General features: G+C 71.3%; 21 protein-coding genes and 1 pseudogene. 9 read left to right on the forward strand and 13 right to left on the reverse strand.

Annotation, left to right across the window (positions count from 1 at the left end; all coding sequences use genetic code 11):
- The first annotated feature begins 7 nt into the window (after nt 1-7).
- The gene (mmsA, locus tag OG595_RS27735) at nt 8-1,510 is read left to right on the forward strand and encodes a CoA-acylating methylmalonate-semialdehyde dehydrogenase (protein WP_329276634.1); all 1,503 of its coding nucleotides are present in this window, start codon (nt 8-10) and stop codon (nt 1,508-1,510) included.
- A 116-nt stretch (nt 1,511-1,626) separates the two neighbouring features.
- Nucleotides 1,627-2,328 carry a 2-phosphosulfolactate phosphatase gene (locus tag OG595_RS27740; RefSeq protein WP_329276636.1) on the forward strand — a complete coding sequence of 234 codons (702 nt, stop codon included), beginning with the start codon at nt 1,627-1,629 and terminating at the stop codon, nt 2,326-2,328.
- Nucleotides 2,329-2,480: 152 nt separating this feature from the next.
- Here OG595_RS27740 and OG595_RS27745 read toward each other — a convergent pair whose 3' ends face one another.
- The 3 genes and pseudogenes from OG595_RS27745 to OG595_RS45420 form a co-directional block, all read right to left on the reverse strand.
- Nucleotides 2,481-3,326, reverse strand: coding sequence for a hypothetical protein (locus OG595_RS27745; protein WP_329276638.1), 846 nt, complete (start codon nt 3,324-3,326; stop codon nt 2,481-2,483).
- A 139-nt stretch (nt 3,327-3,465) separates the two neighbouring features.
- Nucleotides 3,466-3,585 (reverse strand): annotated as a pseudogene (locus tag OG595_RS45415) (GNAT family N-acetyltransferase); the annotation flags it as partial.
- 42 nt (nt 3,586-3,627) lie between these two features.
- Nucleotides 3,628-3,792, reverse strand: a complete 165-nt coding sequence (locus OG595_RS45420) for a hypothetical protein (protein ID WP_443073150.1) — start codon at nt 3,790-3,792, stop codon at nt 3,628-3,630.
- A gap of 147 nt (nt 3,793-3,939) precedes the next feature.
- Between OG595_RS45420 and OG595_RS27755 the strand changes: the two genes are divergently transcribed.
- From OG595_RS27755 to OG595_RS27765, 3 genes are all read left to right on the forward strand, one after another.
- Nucleotides 3,940-6,606 carry an alpha/beta fold hydrolase gene (locus tag OG595_RS27755; RefSeq protein WP_329276640.1) on the forward strand — a complete coding sequence of 889 codons (2,667 nt, stop codon included), beginning with the start codon at nt 3,940-3,942 and terminating at the stop codon, nt 6,604-6,606.
- Between the two features lie 59 nt (nt 6,607-6,665).
- Nucleotides 6,666-7,547, forward strand: a complete 882-nt coding sequence (locus OG595_RS27760) for an ABC transporter permease (protein WP_329283240.1) — start codon at nt 6,666-6,668, stop codon at nt 7,545-7,547.
- A 157-nt stretch (nt 7,548-7,704) separates the two neighbouring features.
- Nucleotides 7,705-9,300, forward strand: coding sequence for a vWA domain-containing protein (locus tag OG595_RS27765; protein ID WP_329276642.1), 1,596 nt, complete (start codon nt 7,705-7,707; stop codon nt 9,298-9,300).
- 133 nt (nt 9,301-9,433) lie between these two features.
- Here the strand turns inward: OG595_RS27765 and OG595_RS27770 are convergent, their stop codons facing one another.
- On the reverse strand, nt 9,434-10,069 hold the full coding sequence (locus OG595_RS27770) for a chorismate mutase (protein ID WP_329276644.1): 636 nt from the start codon (nt 10,067-10,069) through the stop codon (nt 9,434-9,436).
- 173 nt (nt 10,070-10,242) lie between these two features.
- Here OG595_RS27770 and OG595_RS27775 point away from each other — a divergent pair, with 173 nt between their 5' ends.
- Complete coding sequence (locus OG595_RS27775; RefSeq protein ID WP_329276647.1) at nt 10,243-12,174, forward strand: AMP-dependent synthetase/ligase; 1,932 nt, start codon at nt 10,243-10,245, stop codon at nt 12,172-12,174.
- A 110-nt stretch (nt 12,175-12,284) separates the two neighbouring features.
- Here the strand turns inward: OG595_RS27775 and OG595_RS27780 are convergent, their stop codons facing one another.
- The 3 genes from OG595_RS27780 to OG595_RS27790 form a co-directional block, all read right to left on the reverse strand.
- A complete protein-coding gene (locus OG595_RS27780) occupies nt 12,285-12,692 on the reverse strand; it encodes a rodlin (protein ID WP_105975079.1) in 408 nt (135 codons plus the stop codon).
- 167 nt (nt 12,693-12,859) lie between these two features.
- Nucleotides 12,860-13,948, reverse strand: a complete 1,089-nt coding sequence (locus OG595_RS27785) for an LCP family protein (RefSeq protein WP_329276651.1) — start codon at nt 13,946-13,948, stop codon at nt 12,860-12,862.
- Nucleotides 13,949-14,064: 116 nt separating this feature from the next.
- The gene (locus tag OG595_RS27790) at nt 14,065-14,475 is read right to left on the reverse strand and encodes a rodlin (protein ID WP_329276653.1); all 411 of its coding nucleotides are present in this window, start codon (nt 14,473-14,475) and stop codon (nt 14,065-14,067) included.
- Between the two features lie 254 nt (nt 14,476-14,729).
- On the opposite strand from OG595_RS27790, the gene OG595_RS27795 reads away from it, so the two are divergent.
- Nucleotides 14,730-15,137, forward strand: coding sequence for a rodlin (locus OG595_RS27795; protein WP_327700127.1), 408 nt, complete (start codon nt 14,730-14,732; stop codon nt 15,135-15,137).
- 287 nt (nt 15,138-15,424) lie between these two features.
- Complete coding sequence (locus OG595_RS27800) at nt 15,425-15,676, forward strand: chaplin (RefSeq protein WP_329276655.1); 252 nt, start codon at nt 15,425-15,427, stop codon at nt 15,674-15,676.
- 384 nt (nt 15,677-16,060) lie between these two features.
- On the opposite strand, the gene OG595_RS27805 is transcribed toward OG595_RS27800, so the two are convergent.
- From OG595_RS27805 to OG595_RS27815, 3 genes are all read right to left on the reverse strand, one after another.
- Nucleotides 16,061-16,675: a hypothetical protein gene (locus OG595_RS27805; protein WP_329276657.1), complete on the reverse strand. Its 615-nt coding sequence runs from the start codon at nt 16,673-16,675 to the stop codon at nt 16,061-16,063.
- A gap of 169 nt (nt 16,676-16,844) precedes the next feature.
- Nucleotides 16,845-18,119: an NAD(P)-binding domain-containing protein gene (locus OG595_RS27810; protein WP_329276659.1), complete on the reverse strand. Its 1,275-nt coding sequence runs from the start codon at nt 18,117-18,119 to the stop codon at nt 16,845-16,847.
- Nucleotides 18,119-19,444 carry a carboxylate--amine ligase gene (locus tag OG595_RS27815; RefSeq protein WP_443073364.1) on the reverse strand — a complete coding sequence of 442 codons (1,326 nt, stop codon included), beginning with the start codon at nt 19,442-19,444 and terminating at the stop codon, nt 18,119-18,121. Before OG595_RS27815 ends, OG595_RS27810 begins: the two co-directional genes overlap by 1 nt.
- Nucleotides 19,445-19,640: 196 nt before the next feature.
- On the opposite strand from OG595_RS27815, the gene OG595_RS27820 reads away from it, so the two are divergent.
- Nucleotides 19,641-20,987, forward strand: a complete 1,347-nt coding sequence (locus tag OG595_RS27820) for a glycoside hydrolase family 26 protein (RefSeq protein ID WP_329276663.1) — start codon at nt 19,641-19,643, stop codon at nt 20,985-20,987.
- 22 nt (nt 20,988-21,009) lie between these two features.
- Here OG595_RS27820 and OG595_RS27825 read toward each other — a convergent pair whose 3' ends face one another.
- Genes OG595_RS27825 through OG595_RS27835 form a run of 3 tightly spaced genes read right to left on the reverse strand, consistent with a single transcriptional unit; the run spans nt 21,010 to nt 24,085 of the window.
- The gene (locus OG595_RS27825) at nt 21,010-22,194 is read right to left on the reverse strand and encodes a GNAT family N-acetyltransferase (protein ID WP_329276665.1); all 1,185 of its coding nucleotides are present in this window, start codon (nt 22,192-22,194) and stop codon (nt 21,010-21,012) included.
- A complete protein-coding gene (locus OG595_RS27830) occupies nt 22,191-22,844 on the reverse strand; it encodes a lipopolysaccharide biosynthesis protein (RefSeq protein WP_329276667.1) in 654 nt (217 codons plus the stop codon). The genes OG595_RS27825 and OG595_RS27830 overlap by 4 nt, the downstream gene beginning before the upstream one ends.
- The gene (locus OG595_RS27835) at nt 22,841-24,085 is read right to left on the reverse strand and encodes a glycosyltransferase (protein WP_329283245.1); all 1,245 of its coding nucleotides are present in this window, start codon (nt 24,083-24,085) and stop codon (nt 22,841-22,843) included. Before OG595_RS27835 ends, OG595_RS27830 begins: the two co-directional genes overlap by 4 nt.
- Nucleotides 24,086-24,090 lie beyond the last annotated feature (5 nt).

Genomic DNA, 24,090 nt, shown 5'->3' on the forward strand with positions numbered 1-24,090 from the left:
CCTGGGCATGACGAAGATCGTCAACCACTGGATCGGCGGCAAGACCGTCGAGGGCGCGTCGGGCACGTACGGGCCGGTCACCGACCCCGCGACCGGCGCGGTCACCACGAACGTCGCCTTCGCGACCGTCGACGAGGTCGACGCGGCCGTAGCCGCGGCCAAGGACGCGTACGCGACCTGGGGCAAGTCGTCCCTCGCGAAGAGGAGCACCATCCTCTTCAAGTTCCGCGCGCTGCTGGACGCCAACCGCGACGCGATCGCCGAGCTGATCACGGCGGAGCACGGCAAGGTGCACTCCGACGCGCTCGGCGAGGTAGCCCGAGGCCTGGAGATCGTAGAACTGGCGTGCGGTATCACCGTGCAGCTGAAGGGCGAGCTGTCGACGGAGGTGGCGAGCCGTGTCGACGTCTCGTCGATCCGCCAGCCCCTCGGCGTCGTCGCGGGCATCACGCCGTTCAACTTCCCGGCCATGGTGCCGATGTGGATGTTCCCGATCGCCATCGCGTGCGGCAACACCTTCGTGCTGAAGCCGTCGGAGAAGGACCCGTCGGCGGCGATGAAGCTCGCCGAGCTGCTGGCCGAGGCGGGCCTGCCGGACGGCGTCTTCAACGTGGTCCACGGTGACAAGGTGGCGGTGGACCGCCTCCTGGAGCACCCGGACGTCAAGGCGGTCTCCTTCGTGGGCTCGACCCCGATCGCCCGCTACATCCACACCACGGCCTCGGCGAACGGCAAGCGCGTCCAGGCCCTGGGCGGCGCCAAGAACCACATGCTGGTCCTCCCGGACGCGGACCTGGACGCGGCGGCCGACGCCGCCGTCTCCGCCGCCTACGGCTCGGCGGGCGAACGCTGCATGGCGATCTCGGCAGTGGTCGCGGTGGGCGCGATCGGCGACGAGCTGGTGGCGAAGATCCGCGAACGCGCCGAGAAGATCAAGATCGGCCCCGGCAACGACCCCACCTCCGAGATGGGCCCGCTGATCACCGCCGTCCACCGCGACAAGGTGGCCTCGTACGTCACCGGCGCGGCGGCCGAGGGCGCCGACGTCGTCCTCGACGGCAGCGGCTACACGGTCGAGGGCTTCGAGGACGGCCACTGGATCGGCATCTCGCTCCTCGACAAGGTGCCCACCTCCGCGAAGGCCTACCAGGACGAGATCTTCGGCCCGGTGCTGTGCGTGCTCCGCGTGGACACGTACGACGAGGGCGTGGCGCTGATCAACAGCTCCCCCTTCGGCAACGGCACCGCGATCTTCACCCGGGACGGCGGCGCCGCCCGCCGCTTCCAGCTGGAGATCGAGGCCGGCATGGTCGGCGTCAACGTCCCGATCCCCGTCCCGGTGGGCTACCACTCCTTCGGCGGCTGGAAGGACTCCCTCTTCGGGGACCACCACATCTACGGCAACGACGGCACCCACTTCTACACCCGCGGCAAGGTCGTCACGACCCGCTGGCCCGACCCGGCGGACGGCCCCTCGGGCGTCGACCTGGGCTTCCCGCGCAACCACTGAGCACCTCCGCGTATGCCCGCCGACCTGCTGCTTCCGGGTCGGCGGGCATTGCGGTTCCGCGCGGGATCCGAATAAGGCCTGATGTTCCTGGCCGGGCGTACGCGATCATGACAAGCATGGACGCCCACTTCCTCGGTATCCCCGAGCTGGCCGAAACCCCGTCCGTGGCGGTCGTGATCGACGTCATGCGAGCCTTCACCGTGGCCGCCTGGGTCTTTGCCCAGGGTGCGGAAAAGATCGTTCTCGCCGAGTCGCTGGACGACGCGCTGGCGCTCAGGGCCGCCCACCCGGACTGGACGGCCCTCAAGGACGGTCCGCCCGCACCCGGATTCGACATGGTCAACTCACCCGGCATGCTGCGGTCCGTCAACCTTCGCGGACGAACCGTCGTACAGAAGACCACGGCGGGGACGGTCGGCGCCCTCGCCGTCAAGGACGCGCCGCTGGTGCTGTGCGCCGGCTTCGTGGTGGCGGAGGCGACGGCCCGGCTCCTGCGGGCCCGCGCGAGCGACAGCGTCACGTTCGTGGTCACCGGCGAGGACGGACAGGCCGACGAAGACCTGGCGTGCGCCCAGTACATCGCCCGGAGAGCCACCGGGGCGGCGACGGATCCCGCCGAGTTCCTCCACCGCGCCGCCGAGTCCCGCGCCGCCACCGAACTGACGGAGGGCGTACGCCAAGGAGTCCACCCCGACGACGTGGCACTCTGCCTTGAACTCGACCGTTTCCCCTTCGCCATGACAGCGAGCCCGGAGGACTCACTCATGGTCCTACGCCCACACGCCTTGCCGCCGCTGACCGGCGACGCCCTGATCTGATCTCAGCTGATCCCCGGCGAGGCCGGAATCCGCCAACGGCTCCCGACGACGCGCAGTCGGAGGCTGCCCCCGCTGTACGACGGTGCCCCGCTTCCTTCCGGAGGCGGGGCCACCGTCCTACTCGTATGCCGAGAGCCGCTGTTCGGCCCTGTTCAGCCCTGTTGCCCGGCGTTCCGCTTGAGCAGTGCGCTGACGTCGGCGACCTGCGCCGCCGGTGGCGGTGTGACCTTGGCCGTGGCGCCGAACTTCCGGAAGTCCATGGTGACGGTCATCTTCCCGACCACCTCCTTGATCCGGACCGGCAGGTCCTTGGCGCCGACCCAGAGGTCCATGGCGATGGTCGTACCGCCGCCGGTAATCGTGTTGATGAGGCCGCTCTTGTCGCCGTAGGCGTCCTTCAGCTTGCCCACCCGGGTGGTGTCGATCAGGGCCCGGTAGTGGGTCGTGCGCTGCCCGTTCAGGGTCTGTTCGCCGAGGTTCTTCGCGTCCTGCGCGTACTTGAGGCTGCGCATGGCTGCCGCCGGGCTGCCGCCCCCGGTGTTTCCGCTGACCGCCTGGGCACCCTTCTCGCCGAACACGGTCGAGCCGTCGACCTTCATCCATTCCTTGCCCTTGAGGGGGCCGGAGGGCCGCGGGTCGACGTTGTAGTAGTAGTCGCCGTCCACGAACAGCACGTGGATGGTCGGCGAGTCCTGGAGCTGCTGCATCTGCGCGGCCTTGGTGTCCATCTCGACGTCGTACGCGAAGCCGTCGCCCCAGGAGTACGTGCCGTCCATGGGAATCGGGCCCGTGCCGATGCCCAGGTCCGTGGTCATGGAGACCTCGGCGGACCCCAACTGCTCGGTCCGGTCGGTCGCCCGGGCGAGCGCCGCCATGATCGTGCCGGTGTCGTCCACCGCGGCGGCGGCGTGCTTGACGGTCCCCGCGCTGCACCCGGATGCCGCGACCAGCGCCACCGCCGTGAACCCCACCCAGGCAGCGGTGTACCGCAGCTTCATATTTCCCCACCCAATAACCATGTGTCCCTTGTGGACACGGAATTACTGAACTGTAGTGCGAAGTACGGACATCACTGTGAAGAGTTTTCGCATCCTTGACCGACTTGACCGAACTGCCGGTTGACCACCGCGCACGCTCCGCCAGCCGCCCCACCAGCGCCCGCCCGATCCCCCGGCGCCGGTACGCCTCGGCCACCTCCAGCTCGTACAGCAGCATCTCCGTGCCCTTGTCGGGGTGGATCGTCTCGACGCCGCTCACAAAGCCGACGGGGGCTGTCGCATCGGCGGGCTCGTGGGCCAGCTACAGGTGATGTCCGGCGGACGTCAGGAAACGTTCCGCCCACTCCGTGTGGACCGGGTGGTCGAAAAGGTGCTCGGCGGCGGCCACCTCGGCGCCCGTCATGGCGCGGCGAATCTCCACGGACCGGTTCTCCACGGACGGAACCTCCACAGCCCCGACTTCCATCGACCGGATCTCCATGGACCGGATCTCCGAGGGCCCGTTCGTACCACGGCTGGTGTACGCCGGACCCGTGGCGTACGCCCGCAGGATGGCGGAAGGTTCCGACCGGTGGTTGCCCCGGATGTCGGTGGCGGCCCGTACCGTTGACGCATGGATCTTCGAATGCCCGGACTGCGGGGAGTGCGGCCCCGGCGGCCACGGCGGCTGGCCGCCGTCGTGGCCGCCGCTGTCGTGCTGCTCGCCGGCGCCGGTACGTGGACGGCCGTCGCCTCGGACGACGCGCCCGCGGTGCACCGCGCCGACCGGGTCATGGACATGGGCGGCGGGGTGCGCGTCGACACCTCGTACTTCACCGCGGGGTCCGGCTCCGGCCGCCGCCCCGCCGTCCTCCTCGCACACGGCTTCGGCGGCAGCAAGGACGACGTACGGGCCCAGGCCCAGGACCTCGCCCGCGACGGGTACGCGGTGCTGACCTGGTCGGCACGCGGCTTCGGCAGATCGACCGGGAAGATCGGGCTGAACGACCCGAAGGCCGAGGTCGCCGACGTCTCGAAGCTCATCGACTGGCTGGCCGCGCGGCCCGAGGTCCAGCTCGACAAGAAGGGCGACCCGCGCGTCGGCATGGCCGGCGGGTCCTACGGCGGCGCGATCTCCCTCCTCGCCGCCGGGTACGACCAGCGGGTCGACGCCATCGCGCCCGCGATCACCTACTGGAACCTCGCGGACGCCCTGTTCCCCAATGGCGTCTTCAAGAAGCAGTGGGCCGGCATCTTCATCAACACCGGCGGCGGCTGCGACCGGTTCGAGGCCGGGCTCTGCCGGATGTACGACCGGGTCGCCGAGGCCGGCAAGCCGGACGCGGCAGCCACCGAACTCCTCACCGAACGCTCGCCGTCCGCAGTCGGCGACCGCATCAAGGTGCCCACCCTGCTGATCCAGGGCCAGACCGACTCCCTCTTCCCGCTCGGCCAGGCCGACGCCGCCGCGAAGGCGATCCGCGCCAACGGCGCCCCGGTGGACGTCGACTGGATCGCGGGCGGCCATGACGGCGGCGACATGGAGTCGAGCCGTGTCGAGTCGCGGATCAACTCGTGGTTCGACCGGTACCTGAAGGACGACAAGGGCGCCGACACCGGCCCCGCCTTCCGCGTCACCCGCACCGGCGGAATCGACTCCACCGACGGGGCGGCGACCCTGCGCGGTGCCACCTCGGACACCTACCCGGGGCTGGAGGCCGGTCAGCGCGAGGTCGCCCTGACCGGCAGGGAGCAGTCGTTCGACAACCCGGCGGGCGCCAACCCGCCCGCCGTCTCCGCACTGCCCGGCCTCGGCGCGGCGAGCGGCCTGTCCCAGCTCTCCTCGCTCGGGGTCGGCGTCTCGATCGACTTCCCGGGGCAGAACGCCCGCTTCGAATCGGCCCCGGTCGCCGACGACGTACGGATCACCGGTTCCCCCACGGTCACCGTCCACGTCAAGTCGACCAGCGACGACGCCGTCCTCTTCGCCAAGGTGTACGACGTCTCGGCCAACGGCGGGCAGCAGGTGCTGCCCGGCCAGCTCGTCACCCCCCTCAGGGTCGAGGGCGCCAAGGAGGGCAAGGACGTCACGATCACCCTCCCGGCCATCGATCACGAGGTCGAACAGGGCCACCGCCTGCGCCTGGTCCTCGCCTCCACGGACCTCGGGTACGCGTCACCGGTCGCCCCGGCCACGTACACCGTCTCCGTGACGAGCGACCTGCGGATCCCCACCGCCCCCGGCGTCACCACGGCCTCGGCCGGGCTGCCCTCCTGGGTGTGGTGGCTGCCCCTCGCGGGCGCCGCGATCGCCCTGGCCCTGCTTCTGTCGGGGCGCAGGCGTACGGCGGCACCCTCCGCCCCGGACCCCGAACTGGCCGAAGTCCCGCTCCAGATCACCGACTTGAGCAAGCGGTACGCCAAGTCGTCGGACCGGTACGCCGTACGGGACGTGTCGTTCCGCGTCGAGAAGGGCCAGGTCCTCGGACTCCTCGGCCCCAACGGCGCCGGCAAGACCACCACCCTGCGCATGCTCATGGGCCTCATCAAGCCCGACGGCGGCGAGATCCGCGTCTTCGGGCACGCCATCCGCCCCGGCGCCCCCGTCCTCTCCCGTGTCGGCGCCTTCGTCGAGGGCGCCGGCTTCCTCCCGCACCTCTCCGGCCGCGAGAACCTGGAGCTGTACTGGCAGGCCACGGGCCGCCCGGCCGAGGACGCCCACATGGAGGAGGCCCTGGAGATCGCGGGCCTCGGCGACGCACTCGCGCGCGCCGTCCGCACCTACTCCCAGGGCATGCGCCAGCGACTCGCCATCGCCCAGGCCATGCTCGGCATGCCCGACCTCCTCATCCTCGACGAACCGACCAACGGCCTCGACCCGCCCCAGATCCGCGAGATGCGCGAGGTGATGATCCGGTACGCGGAGGCCGGCCGCACGGTGATCGTCTCCAGCCACCTGCTGGCAGAGGTCGAGCAGTCCTGCACGCACCTCGTCGTCATGGACCGCGGCAAACTGGTCCAGGCGGGCCCGGTCAGCGAGATCATCGGCTCCGGCGACACCCTGCTCGTCGGCACCACCACCCCCGTGGAGGAACCGGTCGTCGAGAAGGTCGCCGCCCTGCCGGGCATCGTCTCCGCCGTCCGTACGGACGACGGCCTCCTGGTCCGCCTCGCCCCCGAGGACGGCAGCGCCCAGCGCCTCGTCGTCGAACTCGTCCGCCTCGAAGTGCCCGTGGAGTCGGTGGGCCCCCACCGGCGCCTCGAAGACGCCTTCCTCACCCTGATCGGAGGCTCCGCATGACCACGACGAACACGACGAACACGACGGGCAGCACGAACAGCACGAACAGCACGAACAAGATGCGTGCGACGGGTGCGACGAACACGCTCGTGGAGCGGGCGGAGACGGCCGACGGGTACCGCGCCCGGCGGACACTGCCCCTGCGCGTGGAGCTGGTCCGCCAGCTCAAGCGCCGCCGTACGCTCGTCATGGGCGGCATCCTCGCCGCGCTGCCGTTCATCCTCGTCGCCGCGTTCGCGATCGGCGGCGAGCCCGGCGGGCGCAACGGCCAGGTGACCCTGATGGACACGGCCACCGCGTCCGGCGCCAACTTCGTCGCCGTCAACCTCTTCGTCTCCGCCGGCTTCCTGCTCGTCATCCCCGTCGCCCTGTTCTGCGGGGACACGGTCGCCTCGGAGGCCAGCTGGTCCTCCCTGCGCTATCTGCTCGCGGCCCCCGTGCCGCGCGCCCGCCTCCTCTGGTCCAAGCTCGCCGTGGCCCTCGGCATGAGCCTCGCCGCGATGGTCCTGCTGCCGGTCGTGGCCCTCGCGGTCGGCACGGCGGCCTACGGCTGGGGCCCACTGGAGATCCCCACCGGCGGTTCCCTCGCCGCGGGCACGGCGGCCCAGCGTCTGGTGGTCGTCGTGGGATACCTCTTCGTGTCCCAACTGGTCACCGCGGGACTGGCGTTCTGGCTGTCGACGAAGACGGACGCCCCTCTCGGAGCGGTCGGCGGCGCCGTCGGCCTGACCATCGTCGGCAATGTCCTGGACGCCGTGACGGCCCTCGGTGACTGGCGCGACTTCCTGCCCGCGCACTGGCAGTTCGCCTGGGCCGACGCCATTCAGCCCCGCCCGGAGTGGGGCGGCATGATCCAGGGGACGGCCGTCTCGGTAACGTACGCCCTCATCCTGTTCGCCCTGGCCTTCCGGGGTTTCGCCCGCAAGGATGTCGTCTCCTAGGTCACCGGAGGATCACCTACCGGTCTCGACGGCCGCCTCCCGTGGCCACTTCGAGATCCATCCGCAACACCCCGTACCGCACATTCCGGCCCCCTCCACCGTCACAGTCACAGAAGTTGGCGTCGTCCGACGTCAACGGACGGAGGGGGCAGGGCAGATGGAGCGGAACCGGACACCACGCCGAACACGACGCCTGCGGGGTGCGCTGATCGCGGTGACGGCCGCGAGCGGCCTGTTGCTCACCGGATGCAGCGCCGACAGCGGTGACAGCGGCCGGAGCAGCAGCGCGGACAGCCGGCAGAACTCCGGCGGAGGCTCGGGCTACGCACCCGCGCCCGCCCAGCCCGATGGCTCCGGCGAGCAGCAGGACCGCGACCGGAGCGCAGGCGAAGGCGACACGGAAGGCGAGACGGAAGGCGACTTCGCCCCGTCCCCCGACTACCTCTCCACCTTCGCCCTCGACGTCGACACCGCCTCGTACGGCTACGCGCGCCGCACTCTCGCCGACGGCCACCTCCCCGACCCGTCGACGGTCCGGCCCGAGGAGTTCGTCAACAGCTTCCGACAGGACTACGAACGCCCCGACGGCAACGGCTTCTCGGTCACCGTCGACGGCGCCCGCACCGACCGCGACGACTGGTCCCTGGTCCGCGTGGGCCTCGCCACCCGCACCGCCGAGCAGAAGGGCGAACGCCCGCCGGCCGCACTCACCTTCGTCATCGACATCTCCGGTTCCATGGCCGAGCCCGGCCGTCTCGACCTCGCCAAGGACTCCCTCGGCGTGATGACGGACCGGCTGCGCGACGACGACTCGGTAGCGATCGTCACCTTCAGCGACGAGGCCGAGACCGTCCTGCCGATGACCCGCCTCGACGACCACCGCGACCGCGTCCACGACGCGATCGACGAGCTGGAGCCGACCGACTCGACCAACCTCGGCGCGGGCGTGCGCACCGGCTACGCCACCGCCGTCGAGGGCCTGCGCGAGAGGGCCACCAACCGGGTCGTGCTGATCTCGGACGCACTCGCCAACACCGGTGACACTGAGGCCGACTCGATCCTCGACCGCATCTCCGACGCCCGCCGCGAACACGGCATCACCCTCTTCGGCGTCGGCGTGGGCAGCGACTACGGGGACGCCCTGATGGAGCAACTCGCCGACAAGGGCGACGGCAACACCACCTACGTCTCGAACGAGACCGACGCCCGCGAGGTGTTCTGCGAACAACTCCCGCGCAACATCGACCTCACGGCCCGCGACGCCAAGGCCCAGGTCGCCTTCGACCCGGAGGCGGTCGCCGAGTTCCGCCTGATCGGCTACGACAACCGCCGGGTCGCCGACGACGACTTCCGCGACGACCGCGTGGACGGGGGCGAGGTGGGCCCCGGCCACACGGTCACCGCCCTCTACGCCGTCCGCACCAAAGAGTCCGCCTCGGGCCACCTGGCCACGGCGACGGTCCGCTGGCTCGACCCCGAGACCCGCGAACCCCACGAGGAGTCGGGCCAGTTGGAGTCACGGGCGGTGGACGAGGCGCTCTGGAACGCCCCGTCCCGCCTCCAGGTCACCGCGGTGGCCGCCTACTTCGCCGACGCCCTGCGCAAGGGCGCCGACGACTGGACCACCCTGCCGGGCGCCCCGTCTCTCAGCGAACTGGCAGACAGGGCGGACAGGTTGGCGGACAAGACGGAGGACAAGGCGGTACGCCAGCTGGCCGAGGCAATAGACCAGGCGAACCGCTACGAGGACTGAACGCTGCCGGCGCACGCCGGACGCGAGTAGCGGGCCCGGCAGGGCCGCGGGGCTGTACCGATCCGCGGCTCCGCCGCGTGCGCGCAGCCCTCACCGCCCCGCGGCCGAATGAACCGCCCAACCCGCGGAGCGTTCAGCACACGGACGGAACAGCCCGCCCGAGCCCCTCCAAATGCAGCCCGTCCAAGCGGTACTCCCAAGCGGAGCGCCCCGCGGCGAGCACCAGCCGCAGCTCACACGAGTCGCCCGCCCGAACTCCCTGCGTCTCCTTCAGCGCGTCCAGCAACTCGGTGGTGATCCGATCCAGGATCGGCCGGACCTCCTTGACCAGATCGGGCCGCTCGGTGGGCCGCAGCTCGGGATGCGCGTCCCAGCGGGCGTAGAGCCCACGCTGGACCACCTTGTTCGCCTCGATCTGGTCCCGGAACACGGCAGCCACCGCCTCCGGGTCGAGGCCGAGTCCGACGGCCCGCGCGGAGACGTCGGCCAGGATCTGCTGCTCACGCACCGGGTCGTCGATCGGCTTGTCGGTGCCGTACTTGGCGGCGGCCACCTTGTCGGCCACCAGCAGCCGCTCGGCGAACAGGTCGGTCAGCGAGGTCAGCGAGGTCAGCGAGGTCAACGAGATCGGGGAGGACGTGGGGGAGAACGTGGGGGAGGAAGCAACGGCGCTTGCCCGTACCGGAGTCGAGGTGTCAGCCACAGCGGGCGCCGCGCCGGAGACGGCCAGGACGGCCGACGCGCACACGGCGAGAAGAGCAGACCGCACGGGGTTTCCTTTCGGTGGGGGGAGGTCGAGCCGGCGCCGGACCTGAATCCCGCGCCGGGCAGCAAAATATCCGCCCGGAATGATCTGCTTCTGCGCGACCCATTGAACTTCTGCTACGCACCGGTAATTTGACCCTGGATCAGGAGCGGGACCAGCCATCGGGAGCAGGCGTCATGGGCGTACGCAAGGATCTGAAGCAGGCGAAGCGGCGCACCGACCTGGCGGCCCGCCATCGCGTCGAGCTGATCCGCGACGAGAAGACCGGCACCGTCCGCGAGGCCCGCGCCGTCCCCATCGTGACGACCCCCACCACGGGCAGCACCGCCGACCTGCCCTACACCAACGCGGCCGAGGCCCCCGACGCGGTGATCCTGCGCCGCCGCACGGACGACGGCACCTGGCGACCGATCACCGCCGCCGCCTTCGCGGCCGAAGTCACCGCCACCGCCAAGGGGTTGATAGCCGCAGGCCTCGAACCGGGCGGCCGGGTCGCGGTGATGTCCCGTACCCGCTACGAGTGGACGGTCCTGGACTTCGCCATCTGGGCGGCCGGCGGCCAGACCGTCCCCGTCTACGCGACCTCTTCCGCATCCCAAGTGGACTGGATCGTAAGCGACTCGGGGGCCCGCCTGGTCGTCACGGAGACGCCGGACAACACGGCCACCGTCCTCACCGGCACGGCCGCCCACCCCGAACCCCCGCGCGTCCTCACCCTGGACGAGGACGCGATGGCCGAACTCACCACCCTGGGCCGGGAGGTGCCGGACGAGGAGGTGACCAAGCGGCGCGCGGCCCTCGCCCCCGACACCACCGCGACGATCTGCTACACCTCCGGCACCACCGGCCGGCCGAAGGGCTGCGTCCTCACCCACGCGAACCTGCACGCCGAGGCCGCCAACGTCGTCGAACTGCTCCACCCGATCTTCAAGGAGGTCACCGGCCAGACCGCCTCGACCCTCCTCTTCCTGCCCCTCGCCCACATCATGGGCCGGGCCCTTCAGATCGGCTGTCTGATGGCCCGCATCGAGATCGGCCACTTCCCGAGCATCAAGCCCGACGAACTCCGCCCGATGCTGAAGGAGTTCAGGCCGACCTTCCTGGTGGGTGTCCCGTACCTCTTCGAGCGGATCCATGCCGCCGGCCGCGCGACCGCCGAGAAGACGGGCCGCGCCGCCTCCTTCGACCGCGCCCACCGCATCGGCGTCCGCTTCGCGGAGGCGTACCTCGAAAAGTTCCTCGACACCGGCAAGGGCAAGGGCCCCGGCCCCGCCCTCTACGCCGCCTGGGCGCTGTACGACCTGCTGGTGTACCGCCGTATCCGCAACGAGCTGGGCGGGCGTATGCACTACGCCATCAGCGGCGGCTCCCCGCTCGACCGCGACCTCAGCCTCTTCTTCTACGCCGCCGGAATCATCGTCTACGAGGGCTACGGCCTGACCGAGACGACCTCCGCCGCCACGCTGGTCCCACCACTGGCCCCCCGCCCCGGCACGGTCGGCCTCCCCGTCCCCGGCACCGCCGTCCGGATCGCCGACGACGGCGAGGTCCTCCTCAAGGGCGCGGTCGTCTTCGGCGCCTACTGGAACAACCGGGCGGCGACGGACGCCGTACTGAGCGACGGCTGGTTCGCCACCGGCGATCTCGGTGCCCTCGACGACGACGGTTACCTCACCATCACCGGCCGCAAGAAGGACATCATCGTCACCTCCGGAGGCAAGAACGTCGCCCCGGCCGTCCTGGAGGACCGGCTGCGCAGCCGTGCGCCGGTGGGCCAGTGCCTGGTCGTCGGCGACAACCGCCCCTTCGTCGCCGCCCTGATCACCCTCGCCCCCGACTCCGTCGCCCACTGGCTCACCGTCCGGGGGATGCCCGCCGACACCCCGATGTCCGAGGTCGTCGCCGACCCCCGGATGCGCGCCGACGTCCAGCGGGCCGTGGACCACGCCAACGCGGCGGTCTCCCGGGCCGAGTCGATCCGTGCCTTCACCCTGGTCGAAGGCGAGTTCACCGAGGCCAACGGCCAGCTCACCCCGTCCCTCAAGGTCAAACGCCACGCCGTACGGGAGGCGTACGCGGCCGAGATCGAGGCGCTGTACAGCAAGTGAGCCCGACGGCAGGCGAACCCGGCAGCGGGTGAGCCGAGGTGCTGCCACGAACGCCGAACGGCGGGCCACCGGAGAACCGGTGACCCGCCGCCGCAACCGAGCGGGGAGGCTCAGCTGTTGCCGGCGCCGTTGCCGGACAGCACGGGGATGTCGCTGAGGATGTGCGACAGCGGCTCGTCGCCCTTGGCCTGCGTCGAGTTCTCGACACACTGCTGGTTCTGCGGGGCCGACAGGATCGGGATGTCCTGGACGGCGATCGGCACGAGGCCGACGACAGAACCGACGTTGAGCTTGGCCGGGAGGCCGACACACGGCTTGTTCAGCGAACCCTGGACCAGCGAGAGCTGCGGGCTCATGTCACCGAACGTGGCCGAGTTGCCGAACTCCTGCTCGGCGCCGTTGCCGCTGACGGAGGTGGTGCCACCGTCATCGGCGATCGCCAGGGCCTGGGGTGCTGCCGTCGCCGAGATACCGGCGACGGAGGCGGCGATGGCCGCGGTAGCCCACAGCTTCTTCATGTTCATTCCCTTCGAAAAGCGGACTCCGGTGAGGAGCTGCGTGATCATCAACGGTCCGACCCCGGCCGGGGTTGCGGTGATTGCCCCGTTTGGCCCAGTGGGGGAGGTGTGGGGGCAGCCGTTCGGGGGAACAGGGGGCCGCCTGCGCGTCCGCTCGACCGCCCTGTTCAGGGGCACCCCAGCCGGCTGCCCCGCACCGGCACGTCCTTCCCGAACACCGGCGGATCGCCGGGCTTGGGATCCGATCCCGCGGCGATCAGCGGCCGGTCCTCGCGCACCTTGGTGAACATCGCCTTGGCCTTCGTGGCGTCCCAGCGCAGTGTCGAGCCGACGTCCTTCATAGGCGGGTTGAACCCGGCGATCGGCACCGTGGCGAACTCGGTCCGGGTCGCGGGCACCCTGCTCAGCGCCCCGGCGAGCGTGACCAGCGCCTTCACGCCGTCCGTCCCGAAGCCCTGCTGGACCTTGGCCGGACCGAGCAGTGTCCGGGCCACCCGGCCCATGGCCGCCGGGTCGGTGAGCACCTTGCGGGCGGTCAGCTGTTCCAGCGCCGCGACCAGGAACCGCTGCTGCCGCTGGATCCGCCCCAGGTCGGCGCTCTGGTCGACGTGCCGCGAGCGGACGTACTGCAAGGACTGGCCGCCCTTGAGCAGATGCCTTCCCGGCGCCAGGTCCAGCGCGGTCTTGGAGTCCTTGAGGCGCCGTTTCGTGCACACCTCGACCCCGCCGACCTGGTCGACGGCGTCGATGAACCGCCGGAAGTCGATCTGCAGGTACTGCTCGACACTCACCCCGGTCGCCGCCTCCACCGTCCGCTCGACCAGAGCCGGACCGCCCTCCGCGTACGCGCCGTTGAGCTTCGCGGGATGCGCGGGGCGCTGTTTCCCGGACGGTGTGGGTCTGTACGCCGGAATGGTGGCGAAGGAGTCGCGCGGCAGGCCGATCACGCTGACGCGGTCGCGCCCCGCGGACACATGGACGAGCATCATCACGTCCGCGCAGTTGCAGGCGAAGCCGCCCGCGTGGAACTTGCGGCGCTCCTTCTCGGTGATGGTGCCGCGGCCGTCCGTGCCCAGCAGCAGGATGTCCGTGCCCTTGGCGGGGGTGGCGCCGCCCACGGGCTTCAGCGGCGGCGCCTGGGGCGTGCCGCAGCCGATCGCGGTCGCCGCGCACAGCAGCGCGATCCCGCACAGCCGGGACAGCCGGGACAGCCGGAAAGGACGGGAAAACCGGAACAAAGGGTGTCTCGTCGTCACCTGACGCAACGTAGGCCAGCGGGCCGCCGAGAGTTCGACGGCCCGCTGGTGAAGGCTCGAAGAGAGCCCGGACGTACGCCCGGCTCAGTTGTCGCCGGTGGTGCTGGTGATGACGGTCAGTTGTTGCCGACGCCGTTGCCGGACAGGACCGGGATGTCGCTGAGGATGTGCGACAGCGGCTCGTCACCCTTGGCCTGCGTCGAGTTCTCGACACACTGCTGGTTCTGCGGGGCCGACAGGACCGGGATGTCCTGGACGGCGATCGGCACGAGGCCGACGATCGAACCGGCGTTGACCTTGGCCGGCAGGCCGATGCAGGGCTTGTTGAGCGAGCCCTGGATGAGCGCCATCTGGGGGCTCATGTTGCCGTACGTGGCCGAGTTGCCGTACTTCTGGATGGCGCCGTTGCCGCTGGTGGAGGTCGTGCCACCGTCGTTGGCGATCGCCATGGCCTGCGGCGCGACCGCGGCGGAGGCACCGATGACGGAAGCGGCGACTGCGGCGGCAGCCATAACCTTCTTGATCACTTGCTAGTCCCTTCGGAAGAAACCCCGTCCACCGGAGCGCTCTGATCAACTGCCTTCGGCGCGCATAGTTGCTCCGGTTCACTCCGATGGCCCACAAACGGGAGGTGGTCCCGGGGGGTGTGTCAGCCGGGCGGTGCCATGAATTTCCAGGCCGGGACGGGCCAATCGGGTGAACAAGCGAAACCAATCCCCGCGCATCCGGTTGATGGCGAGAGCAGGAACATGTGTCTCTGCCAGGAAAGGAAAGCGAAATGCTGAAGAAGGCAATGGCCGCGGCGGCGGTAGCCGCATCTGTCGTCGGAGTCTCGGCGGCGACCGCCCCTCAGGCGCTTGCCACAGCGGACGACGGGGGCACGACGTCCGTCAGCGGGAACGGCGCTGTCTCGAAGTTCGGCAACTCCGTGACCAAGGGCGACATGAGCCCTCAGATGAGCCTGGCGCAGGGCACCCTGAACAAGCTCTGTGTCGGTCTGCCCGTCAAGGGCAACGTGGGCTCCATCGTGGGTGTCGTGCCGATCGCTGTCCAGGACATTCCGATCCTGTCGGCCCCGCAGAACCAGCAGTGCGCCGAGAACTCGACGCAGGCCAAGGGCGACGAGCCGCTGGCCCACGTTCTCAGCGACATTCCGGTCCTGTCCGGGAACGGTGTCGGCAACAGCTGATCTGCCGCCGTCTGCTGACCGGTCGTCAACAGTCGTCCGGTCGCCCATAAACGCAGCTCGGACAGCCTCCGCACACGGTGCGGGGGCTGTCCGCGTTTTGTCATCTCCCCGATTTTCTTGAGCCTTTCGTGTGGACTGTGTTTTCTGCTGCTTCGGGGCGTTCGAGTGAATTAACCGTGCGACCACGTTCCGTAGTTTCTTCGGCTGTCTATCCCTCGTTTTACAACTGCCGGTCATGGTGCGAGCCGTTCATGTGTGCTCGCTCGGTCTTCGGCCGACATAGGGGCATGACCGCAGAGAAGGGAAACCTCATGAAGAAGAGCGTTGCTGTCATCGCGGGCGCCATCCTGGCGCTCGGAATGGCCGCCCCGGCCTTCGCGGACGCAGAGGCGGAGGGCTTCGCCGCCAACTCCCCGGGTGTGCTCTCCGGCAACGTGATCCAGGTGCCCGTCCACATTCCCGTCAACGTGTGCGGCAACTCGATCAACGTCATCGCGCTGCTGAACCCGGCGTTCGGCAACACCTGCGTCAACGACTGACGTCGTAGCACCAGCCGTTCGGCGGTGTCTGGGCCGGTCTTGGAGAGCCTTTCGGTGCCAAGACCGGCTTTTTCTCACCTCTCCCAGCAGGAAGATAATCAGAATGCGACAGAGTCTGAGCAGGGGGATGGTCGTGGCGGCCGCCGCGACGAGCCTCTTGTCCCTGTACGGCATCTCCGCCCTCGCCGACGCGGACGTGGGCAGAGCCGCCAACGGCTCCGCTTCACACGGAGCCCCCGGCACCCGACACGACGACCCGGGCTACGGCAACGGCAGTGGCTACGGCAACGGCAGTGGCTACGGGAACGGCCACGGGAACGGCCACGGCCACGGGAACGGCCACGGGAACGGCCACGGCCACGGGAACGGCGACTCGCCCGGCGGCTACGGCGACACCCCGCCCACGACGCCGCCGACGAAGCCTCCGACGAAGCCGCCCACCAAGCCGCCGACGAAGCCGCCGACGAAGCCTCCGACGACGCCGCCCACCAAGCCCCCCACGACGCCGCCGACGAAGCCCCCCACGACGCCTCCGACGAAGCCGCCCACCACCCCGCCGACGAAGCCCCCCACCAAGCCTCCGACGAAGCCCCCCACCACCCCGCCCACGAAGCCCCCGACAACGCCGCCCACCAAGCCTCCGACCACCCCGCCGACGAAGCCTCCGACGACGCCTCCGACGAAGCCGCCCACGACGCCTCCGACGAAGCCGCCCACGAAGCCTCCGACGACGCCGCCGACGAAGCCTCCGACGACGCCGCCCACCAAGCCTCCGACGACGCCGCCTACTAAGCCCCCCACGACGCCTCCGACGAAGCCGCCCACCAAGCCGCCGACGAAGCCTCCGACGACGCCGCCCACCAAGCCCCCCACGGGTCCTCCGACGACGACGCCTCCGACCGTCCCGCCGACGAAGCCGCCGCACCTGCCGCCGACCGGCAGTCGTGAGGAGTTGCTCGCGGCCTCGGCCGTCAGTGTCGCGATGATCGCCGGTGGCATCGTCCTGTACCGCCGGGGCAGGCGCGGCCAGCCCGGCGCCCACGAGTGAGACACGGGTAAGGCCGCAGGCAACCGGATGAGCCCCGCGCCCCGTATTGGGCGCGGGGCTCATCAAGGGGTGCGGGGAACCGCGCGACCAGTTCCCAACGACCCGCAGCGAACGGACCGCCTACCCCGCGGACGCGGACCGCACCCCCTCGTGCCGCCCCTGCCCCGGCACCGTCGCGCCGCCCGCCCGGGCCCCTGCCCGCAGCCGGCACCGTACCCCTCGTACGAGCGTCTCCGCGGTGAACGTCGCGCCGTGCACGAAGCGCATCGCCGGGCCGAAGGCGGACGCCGTCACCAGGCCCGCCAGGAACAGGCCGGGGTACGAGGACTCGAAGTGCCGCCCGACCGCAGGGGAACCGTCCGCCGACGCGCCCAGACCGGCGCCGAGTTGGGGGTCCAACAGGCCCAGTCGGTCGCACGTCGCCCTGAACCCCGTTGCCGCGATGACGTGTTCGGTCTCCAGGGAGTGCCGCTCGCCGGACCGGGTCACCGTGTCCAGCCGTACGCCGCCGCCGGTGCCCGTCAACTCCCTTGCCCGTGACACCTCTTGGCCGAGGAGCACCTCGACCGCCGGTTCGACGCGGTCGCGTACCCACCAGGCGCCCGCCGGGCCCAGGGCGGTGGCGGCGATCCGGGCGCGGGTCGGTTCCGGGAGGCGGTGGAAGAGGCCGGGGCGTTCCGCGTAGAACCAGTTGCGCCAGCCGCAGCCCAGGCCGCTGTGCGGGGCGCGGACCGAGCGCCACCAGGGGCGCTCCCACGGCGGGGGCACGTCGTTCCAGTTCAGCTGCTCCGAACGGGCCAACACCCGTACGCGGGTGCCCTGTTCGGCGAGCAGTGCCGCCGTCTCCAGGGCCGCCTGACCGCCGCCGATCACCGTGACGTCCCGGCCGCGGAAGCGGTCGAGGTCGCCGTGGTGGCTGCTGTGCGAGACCAGGTCGGGGCCGAGGCCGCGCAGCGCGGCGGGGATCTCGACGAAGGGGAGTACGCCGACGGCCAGGGCGACGGTCCGGGCGCGTACCGTCTCGCCGTCCTCCGTCACCGCCTCGAAGCCCCCGGGTACGGGCGTCACCCGGGTCACCGTCCGTTCGTCGACCTCGGGCACGGCGCCGCGCGCGAACCACTGCCCGTACGCGGCGAACATCTCCAGCGGGATCGGCTGCCCGTGCCGTGCCTCGACGACCTGACCGGCGCAGTACGTGTCCAGGCGCCAGCGGTCGTCGGGGTCGGACAGGTTCGACGCCCACGGTTCCGACTTGAGGAACATGCCCCGGGGCATGTGGTCGCGCCAGGAGGCCATGGGCCGGCCGAGGACGCGCAGCCGGAGCCCGGCGCCCGCGGCGTGGGAGGCGATGGACAGGCCGTAGGGGCCGGCGCCCACCACCAGCAGGTCGTACATCAGAAACTGTTCGCTTTCTCGTCGTCGGAGAGGGAGCCGTCAGCAAGGGCACTGTCGGTGAGGGAGCCGTCGGTCGGTGGCTGTGACGCGTCGGCCACCGCCTGCCGGACCACGCGGGCCTGCGGGTCGTCCGGTCCGGGCCGTTCGCACAGCCGGCGCAGCCTGGTCGGCAGGCGGCGGACGGCGTGCCGGGCCCACAGGGCCCACATCGCCCAGCCGGGCGCGAGGTCGTCCGGGGCGTGCCAGGCCAGTTCACGGCCGGCCGGCGCCGGGCGCAGCGCCCTGAGCGGCGCGTAGTTCTCGACCACGAACGCCCGCCCGGGCCGGGGCGCCCCCTCGGGCAGCGGACGGTGGGTCAGGTCGAGGTGCTGGGCGCGTACGACGTCCAGCCCGGCCGTGTCGGTGAAGAGCCGGAACTGGGCGCCGGGGCGCGGGTTGAAGTCGAGCAGGTGGTAGTCGCCGGTGGTGGCGCAGCGGCGGAAGTCGAGGTCGAAGATGCCCCGGTAGCCCAGTTCGCCGACGACGCGTTCGGAGAGGTTCCGCACCGGCGCGTTGGCGGTCCAGTGACCCACCGCGGTCAGTCCGGCTCCGCGCGGCCAGGCGTGCAGCTTGCGGCCGGAGCCGCCGCCGCGGACGGTCCCGGCGCGGTCGGCGTATCCGTGGCAGAACCAGTCGAGGTCCGGTCCGGCCGGCAGGAACGCCTGGAGGAGCAGTCGGCTGCCCGCCTCCTCCGTGCGCAGATACAGCTCCCGCGCCTGCCGTGCCGAGCGCACGACCACCGTGCTGCGCAGGTCGCTGTCCGCCGGCAGCAGCCAGGGCCGGCTCCACTTCGCGACGGCCGGCAGCCCGAGGCGCCAGGCCACTGCGGCGGCCTCGGCCGCGCTGTCCGGGATCAGCGTCAGCGGGTGCGGTACGCCCGCCGCCGCGCACACGGCGGCCAGTTCGGCCTTGTCGGCCACCCGTTCGGCCAGCGCGCCGGGCTGCTGCGGCAGCAGAAAGGCGGGCGCCAGTTCGGCCCGGGCCCGGCCCACCGCGACGGCGCTCGCGTCGTCGAGCGGGATCAGCACGGCGGGCCGCGCGATCTGGGAGGCGACCCGCAGCAGGGCGCGGGCGATGTCGGCGGGGGCGGCACCGGGCAGCGGTGGCGGATGCAGTTGGCGTACGAATCGGGATCTGCGTACGGGACTTCCGCCGACGTCGGCGATCAGGTGTACGTCGACGCCCGCCCGGCCGAGTGAGCGGACGGCGCCCAGTGTTCCGTGGTGAAAGGGATTCCGGTCGATCCGCACGAGGACGGCGGGGACGCGGGTGTCGAGCAGCGACACGGACATGTGTTTTCGGGTTTCCTTCGGGTCGGTTCACTCGTGCGGGCGAGCGGAACACTCGAAAGTCTCAAGCGCGGTGGCGGAATTCATACTCATATGACTGAGTGTCAGTAGGTGAAAAGGCAGAACGAGAACTGGCAGTGCGAAAACAGGCAGTGTGAGAACAGGGAGTACGCGCGTGGAGGAAGGAGCAGGCATGGCCCCACAAAAGCGACGGGCCCGCACCGGACGGCTGGCGTTCCTGGCGGCGGCGGTCGCCGCGTCGGCGGTCCTGGCGACGGGGCCGGGACACGCCGTGGGCGCGGGGGTGGCCGATCCTCCCGTCCCCGTACCGGACACGGTCACGCAGCCGACACCGCCCACCGGGATCGTGGCACCGGTCGCGCCCGTGACCCCCGAACCCCCGGTGGCTCCCGAGCCGCCCAAGGTCGAGCCGCCGGAACCCCCCGAGCCGCCGGAGCCGCCCAAGCTCCCCGCCTTCGGCGCGTACGTCGACTACGACGGCACCCGGGGCACGGCCAGGATCGCCGAGCTCAGCCGCTGGCTGGGTGGTGCCGATCTCAAGGTCGGGCACACCTACCTGCCGGGCGACCGGTGGAGCAACATCGAGGGCCTGCCCGGCTTCCTCGACGTGTGGGCGGACTGGCGGCGGGCCGAGGAGGACCGGCTGTTCGTCCTCAACGTGCCCATGCTGGAGCGCAACGAGGCGGGTGTCTCCGACCGTCAGGTCCAGGTGCAGCTGCGGCGCGGTGCGGCCGGTCTCTACGATCACCACTTCCGCGCCCTGGCCGAGCGGCTGGTCGACCTGAAGATCCCGGACACGGTCATCGTGCTCGGGTGGGAGATGAACGGCATTACGTACACCCATCGCTGCGGGCCGGACCCGGAGGCCTGGAAGAGGTACTGGAACAGGATCGTCACCACCATGCGGGCGGTGCCGGGACAGAAATTCCGGTTCGATTTCAATCCGACCCGGGGCAAGGACGCCATTCCGTGGCCGCAGTGCTATCCGGGGGACGACACGGTCGACATCATCGGCATGGACGCCTATGACCAGCCCCGGGGACTGTCATTCGACGAGCAGGTGAGCGAGCCCTACGGACTCCAGGCGCATGTGGATTTCGCCAAGGCCCACGGAAAGCCCATTTCCTATCCGGAATGGGGACTGTTCCGCAACGGCGACAATCCGGAGTACATGCGGCGCATGCTCGCGTGGATGGACGAGCACAAGCCGCTGTACAACACGCTGACCGACTACTGCCCGCACGGCGTGTGGCAGTGCGGCAGCAACCCGAAGGCGTCCGAGGTGTACCGCCAGATCCTGACGGGCCGTAAGGACACCGAGCCGACCGTGCCGACCCCGGTGCCGCCGGTCCCGACGCCGGTACCCACCCCGGAGCCGCCGAAGCCCACGGACCCGGTCACCCCGCCCGTGCCGCTGCCGCCGCCCAACTGCTCGCCGCTGGATCTGGGCGACTGGGTGGAGTACTGGATGGGCGGGAAGCTGTGCCTGAAGTTCGACTGGTGGTCGCGCAACCGGTGACCGCCCGGTGGCGGCGGGTCGTTCACGATCCGCCGCCACCGTTTCCGGTTTCCGGGCCGCTGCTGCCGCCGCCGTTGCCGCTTCCGTTTCCGGTTGCGGTTCCGTCGCGTTCCCGCAGTCGGCGCAGGAGTTCCTTGCCCCGGCTGCGGGCGGCGACGTCGCACACGACCGCCGACATCAGCGGTGCCGTCAGCCGCCGGGCCAGCAACAGCCTTTTGTTGACGACGGGTTCGGGGCGCCAGTGGTGCTTGTACGGCTCGTCGCCGCGGAGCAGACTCAGCGTGCTGTGCCCGCCCGCGCCGGTGTGCTGGGCGCAGGCGTCGAGGAGCATCACGGCGACGTCCGCCTTCCGTTTCCGCAGGCCCGGATGGGCGCCGTACAGATAGCCGCCCGCGAGGCGTCCCGACAGCAGCGTCAGATCGACGGCGACCACGCTGTCGTCCAGGCGGAACTCGGTGACCACGGCGTCCCCGGAGCGCACCATCGGACCGACCGACCGGGCGAGGTGCTCGCGGAACCGGGGCTGGAGGTGTTCCGACGTCACCTTCCTTCCCTGCCATTGGAGTTGGTGCAGTTCCAGGAGGCGGGCCAGCGCCGCGTCGACCTCGTCGGGGCGGACGACGCGACGCTCGACGCCGAGCGAGGTCAGCTTGCGCAGCTTGGCGCGCACCCGCTGGGCCTTGGCGGCGGGGAGCCGGGAGACCAGGCCGTCCATCGAGACGGCGGGCAGTTCCAGGCACAGGGAGTCCCTGACCTGGCGGCGCGGACCACGCCAGCGCTCGTACACGCGTTCCGCAGCGCCGCCCGGCCGGACCTCGCGGAGGTCGATCAGCGCGGTGCGGGCGGCGTCGGAGAGGGCCTCGGCGAGGGCGGCGGCGGCCTCGTCGGCCGTGTCGTCGTCGAGGAGCACATCACCGTAGTCGGAGATCGCGCCGCCGAGCGGCACGAGGGCGGGCAGCGGGCGGTGTACGCGCATCAGCGGGGCGGCGGCGAGGAGTTCACCCTCCGGATCGCGGACCACGACGATCCGCAGCCGCCCCGGGACGCCGTACGACAGCCACCACGAGTGCAGCCAGGCATGGCTCTGGAACGGGGTCGCCGCGCCGCACCGCCGGTACAACCGGCCCCAGGCCGGGGCCAGTTCGGCGAAGGCGGTCTCGTCGCTGACGACTTCGGTGCGCAGGGCGCCCGGGATCGTGACCGTCACAGCTGGCCGTGTGCGTCGGCGGCGACGGCCGGGCCCGGTACGGAGGCCGCGAGCGCCGGTTCCTCGGTACGCCGCCGGGGCCGCACCAGCAGTACCAGTCCGCCGAGCAGCCCGCCCGCGCTCGCGCCGACCAGCCCGGTCACCGCGGCCGGGGCCGAGGACGGCTCGGCCGGCTTGACCGCGCGCGAGAACTGGAGCAGCTCCACGTGGGTGGAGTCCTTGGTGTCGTTCGCGTGCCGGGTGAGGGAACGGGCCACGGCGTTCGCCATGTCGGCGGCGAGGTCGGGGCGCGCGGAGGTGGCCGAGACGGCGACCATCGGCGCGTCCGGCGAGGTCGCCGTCTGCACGCTCTTGCGCAGCGTCGACATCGGTACGCCCGCCCACACCTGGGCGTCCCCGAGCACCGCGACCTGCGTGGCGACCCGCCCGTACGCCTGCGCGAAACCGAGCGCGGACGCCGGGTCGGACTTCTCGGTCGGTACGGCGACGACGTAGCTGGTGGCCGTGTAGGCGGGCGCCTTGAAGGTGCCGTACGCGCCGCCGGCGAGGCCGCCGATCACGGCGCTGGCCGCGAGCAGGTACCACGCGGGCAGGACGCGGGTGCGGGTGAAGGGAGTGAGACGGGGGACTCTGCTGGCGTTCTCGGTCATGAGGATGGGGCTCCCTGAGGTGACGGGGACGGGGACGAGGACGAGGACGGCGATGGCGATGGCGATGGCGATGGGGATGGGGATGGGGATGGGGATGGGCGCGTCGACGGGGACGGGGACGGATTCATGGCGGGGGTGATCGCCGCGTACACGTCCATGAGCTGGGCGGCGCTGCGGGTGATGTCGTAGTGGTGGGCGGCGGCCGGGGGCGTGCGGTCCTGTGGTCCCAGCGCGCGGGCCTCGGCGAGGGCGCGTGCGAAGGAGTCCGCGCCCCCGGGAACGCGCCGGGCGCTCGCGGCGGACTCCGGGGGCAGGTCCTCGACCGCCGGGCAGGAGACGTACCGGACGGGCAGCCCGGCGGCCAGTGCCTCCACGACCGCGAGACCGAAGGCCTCCTCCGGGCACGGGGAGGCGAGCACGTCCATCGCGGAGGTGAGGGAGGGCAGGTCGGGGCCGGGGGTGCCGTCCGGTACGCAGGGCCGCTCACCGGTGAACAGCACCCGGTCGGCCACGCCCGCCTCGTTCGCGGTGCGCCGCAGGACCTGCTCCTCGGGGCCGCCGCCGACGAGCAACAGCCAGTAGTCGTCGGGGAGTTGGGCCAGGGCTTCGATGAGGTCGGCGAAGCGCTTGCCCGCTGCGAGCCGTCCGACACCGCCGACGACGTACGCCCCCTCGGGCAGCCCGAGGCGCTCGCGGGTGCGCTGCCGGGCGACCGGGTCGAAGCGGAAGCGGGTCAGGTCGATGCCGTTGGGGACGACCTCGATCCGGGGCGCCGGCACCCCCCAGCGGCTCAGCCGCTCGGCGACCGTGGGGGACACGGCGACGGTGGTGCGGCCGAGCCGTTCGCCGGCGAGATACAGCGCGCGGACCCCGGCGGTCAGCCGCCGCCCCTCCATCTGGGAGTCGCCGAGGGAGTGTTCGGTGGCGACGATCGCCCGTACGCCCGCGAGCCGGGCGGCGATCCTGCCGTACACGCAGGCCCGGTAGAGGTGCGTGTGCACGAGGTCGTAGCCGCCCGAGCGGATGACGTTCACCAGACGGGGCAGGGCGGCGAGGTCCCGGTTGCCGGCCATGCCGAGGTGGACGACCCGGACGCCGTCGGCGACCAGACCGTCGGCGACGGAGCCCGGGTTGGTGAGCGTCACGACATCGCAGTCGACCGGCAGGTGCCGCAGCAGCAGCCTGAGTTGCTGCTCGGCGCCGCCGACCCCGAGGCCGGTGATGATGTGCAGGGCCTTCACCGTCG

Source organism: Streptomyces sp. NBC_01451, assembly GCF_036227485.1.
Lineage (GTDB): Bacteria > Actinomycetota > Actinomycetes > Streptomycetales > Streptomycetaceae > Streptomyces.

What these genes read in the sequence shown, in the direction of transcription:
- mmsA (WP_329276634.1), top strand. Translation starts at nt 8, where the DNA reads ATGACGAAGATCGTCAACCACTGGATCGGCGGCAAGACCGTCGAGGGC.
- OG595_RS27740 (WP_329276636.1), top strand. Translation starts at nt 1,627, where the DNA reads ATGGACGCCCACTTCCTCGGTATCCCCGAGCTGGCCGAAACCCCGTCC.
- OG595_RS27745 (WP_329276638.1), bottom strand. Translation starts at nt 3,326, where the DNA reads ATGAAGCTGCGGTACACCGCTGCCTGGGTGGGGTTCACGGCGGTGGCG.
- OG595_RS45420 (WP_443073150.1), bottom strand. Translation starts at nt 3,792, where the DNA reads ATGGAAGTCGGGGCTGTGGAGGTTCCGTCCGTGGAGAACCGGTCCGTG.
- OG595_RS27755 (WP_329276640.1), top strand. Translation starts at nt 3,940, where the DNA reads ATGGATCTTCGAATGCCCGGACTGCGGGGAGTGCGGCCCCGGCGGCCA.
- OG595_RS27760 (WP_329283240.1), top strand. Translation starts at nt 6,666, where the DNA reads ATGCGTGCGACGGGTGCGACGAACACGCTCGTGGAGCGGGCGGAGACG.
- OG595_RS27765 (WP_329276642.1), top strand. Translation starts at nt 7,705, where the DNA reads ATGGAGCGGAACCGGACACCACGCCGAACACGACGCCTGCGGGGTGCG.
- OG595_RS27775 (WP_329276647.1), top strand. Translation starts at nt 10,243, where the DNA reads ATGGGCGTACGCAAGGATCTGAAGCAGGCGAAGCGGCGCACCGACCTG.
- OG595_RS27780 (WP_105975079.1), bottom strand. Translation starts at nt 12,692, where the DNA reads ATGAAGAAGCTGTGGGCTACCGCGGCCATCGCCGCCTCCGTCGCCGGT.
- OG595_RS27800 (WP_329276655.1), top strand. Translation starts at nt 15,425, where the DNA reads ATGACCGCAGAGAAGGGAAACCTCATGAAGAAGAGCGTTGCTGTCATC.
- OG595_RS27805 (WP_329276657.1), bottom strand. Translation starts at nt 16,675, where the DNA reads ATGCCACCGGCGATCATCGCGACACTGACGGCCGAGGCCGCGAGCAAC.
- OG595_RS27810 (WP_329276659.1), bottom strand. Translation starts at nt 18,119, where the DNA reads ATGTACGACCTGCTGGTGGTGGGCGCCGGCCCCTACGGCCTGTCCATC.
- OG595_RS27820 (WP_329276663.1), top strand. Translation starts at nt 19,641, where the DNA reads ATGGCCCCACAAAAGCGACGGGCCCGCACCGGACGGCTGGCGTTCCTG.
- OG595_RS27830 (WP_329276667.1), bottom strand. Translation starts at nt 22,844, where the DNA reads ATGACCGAGAACGCCAGCAGAGTCCCCCGTCTCACTCCCTTCACCCGC.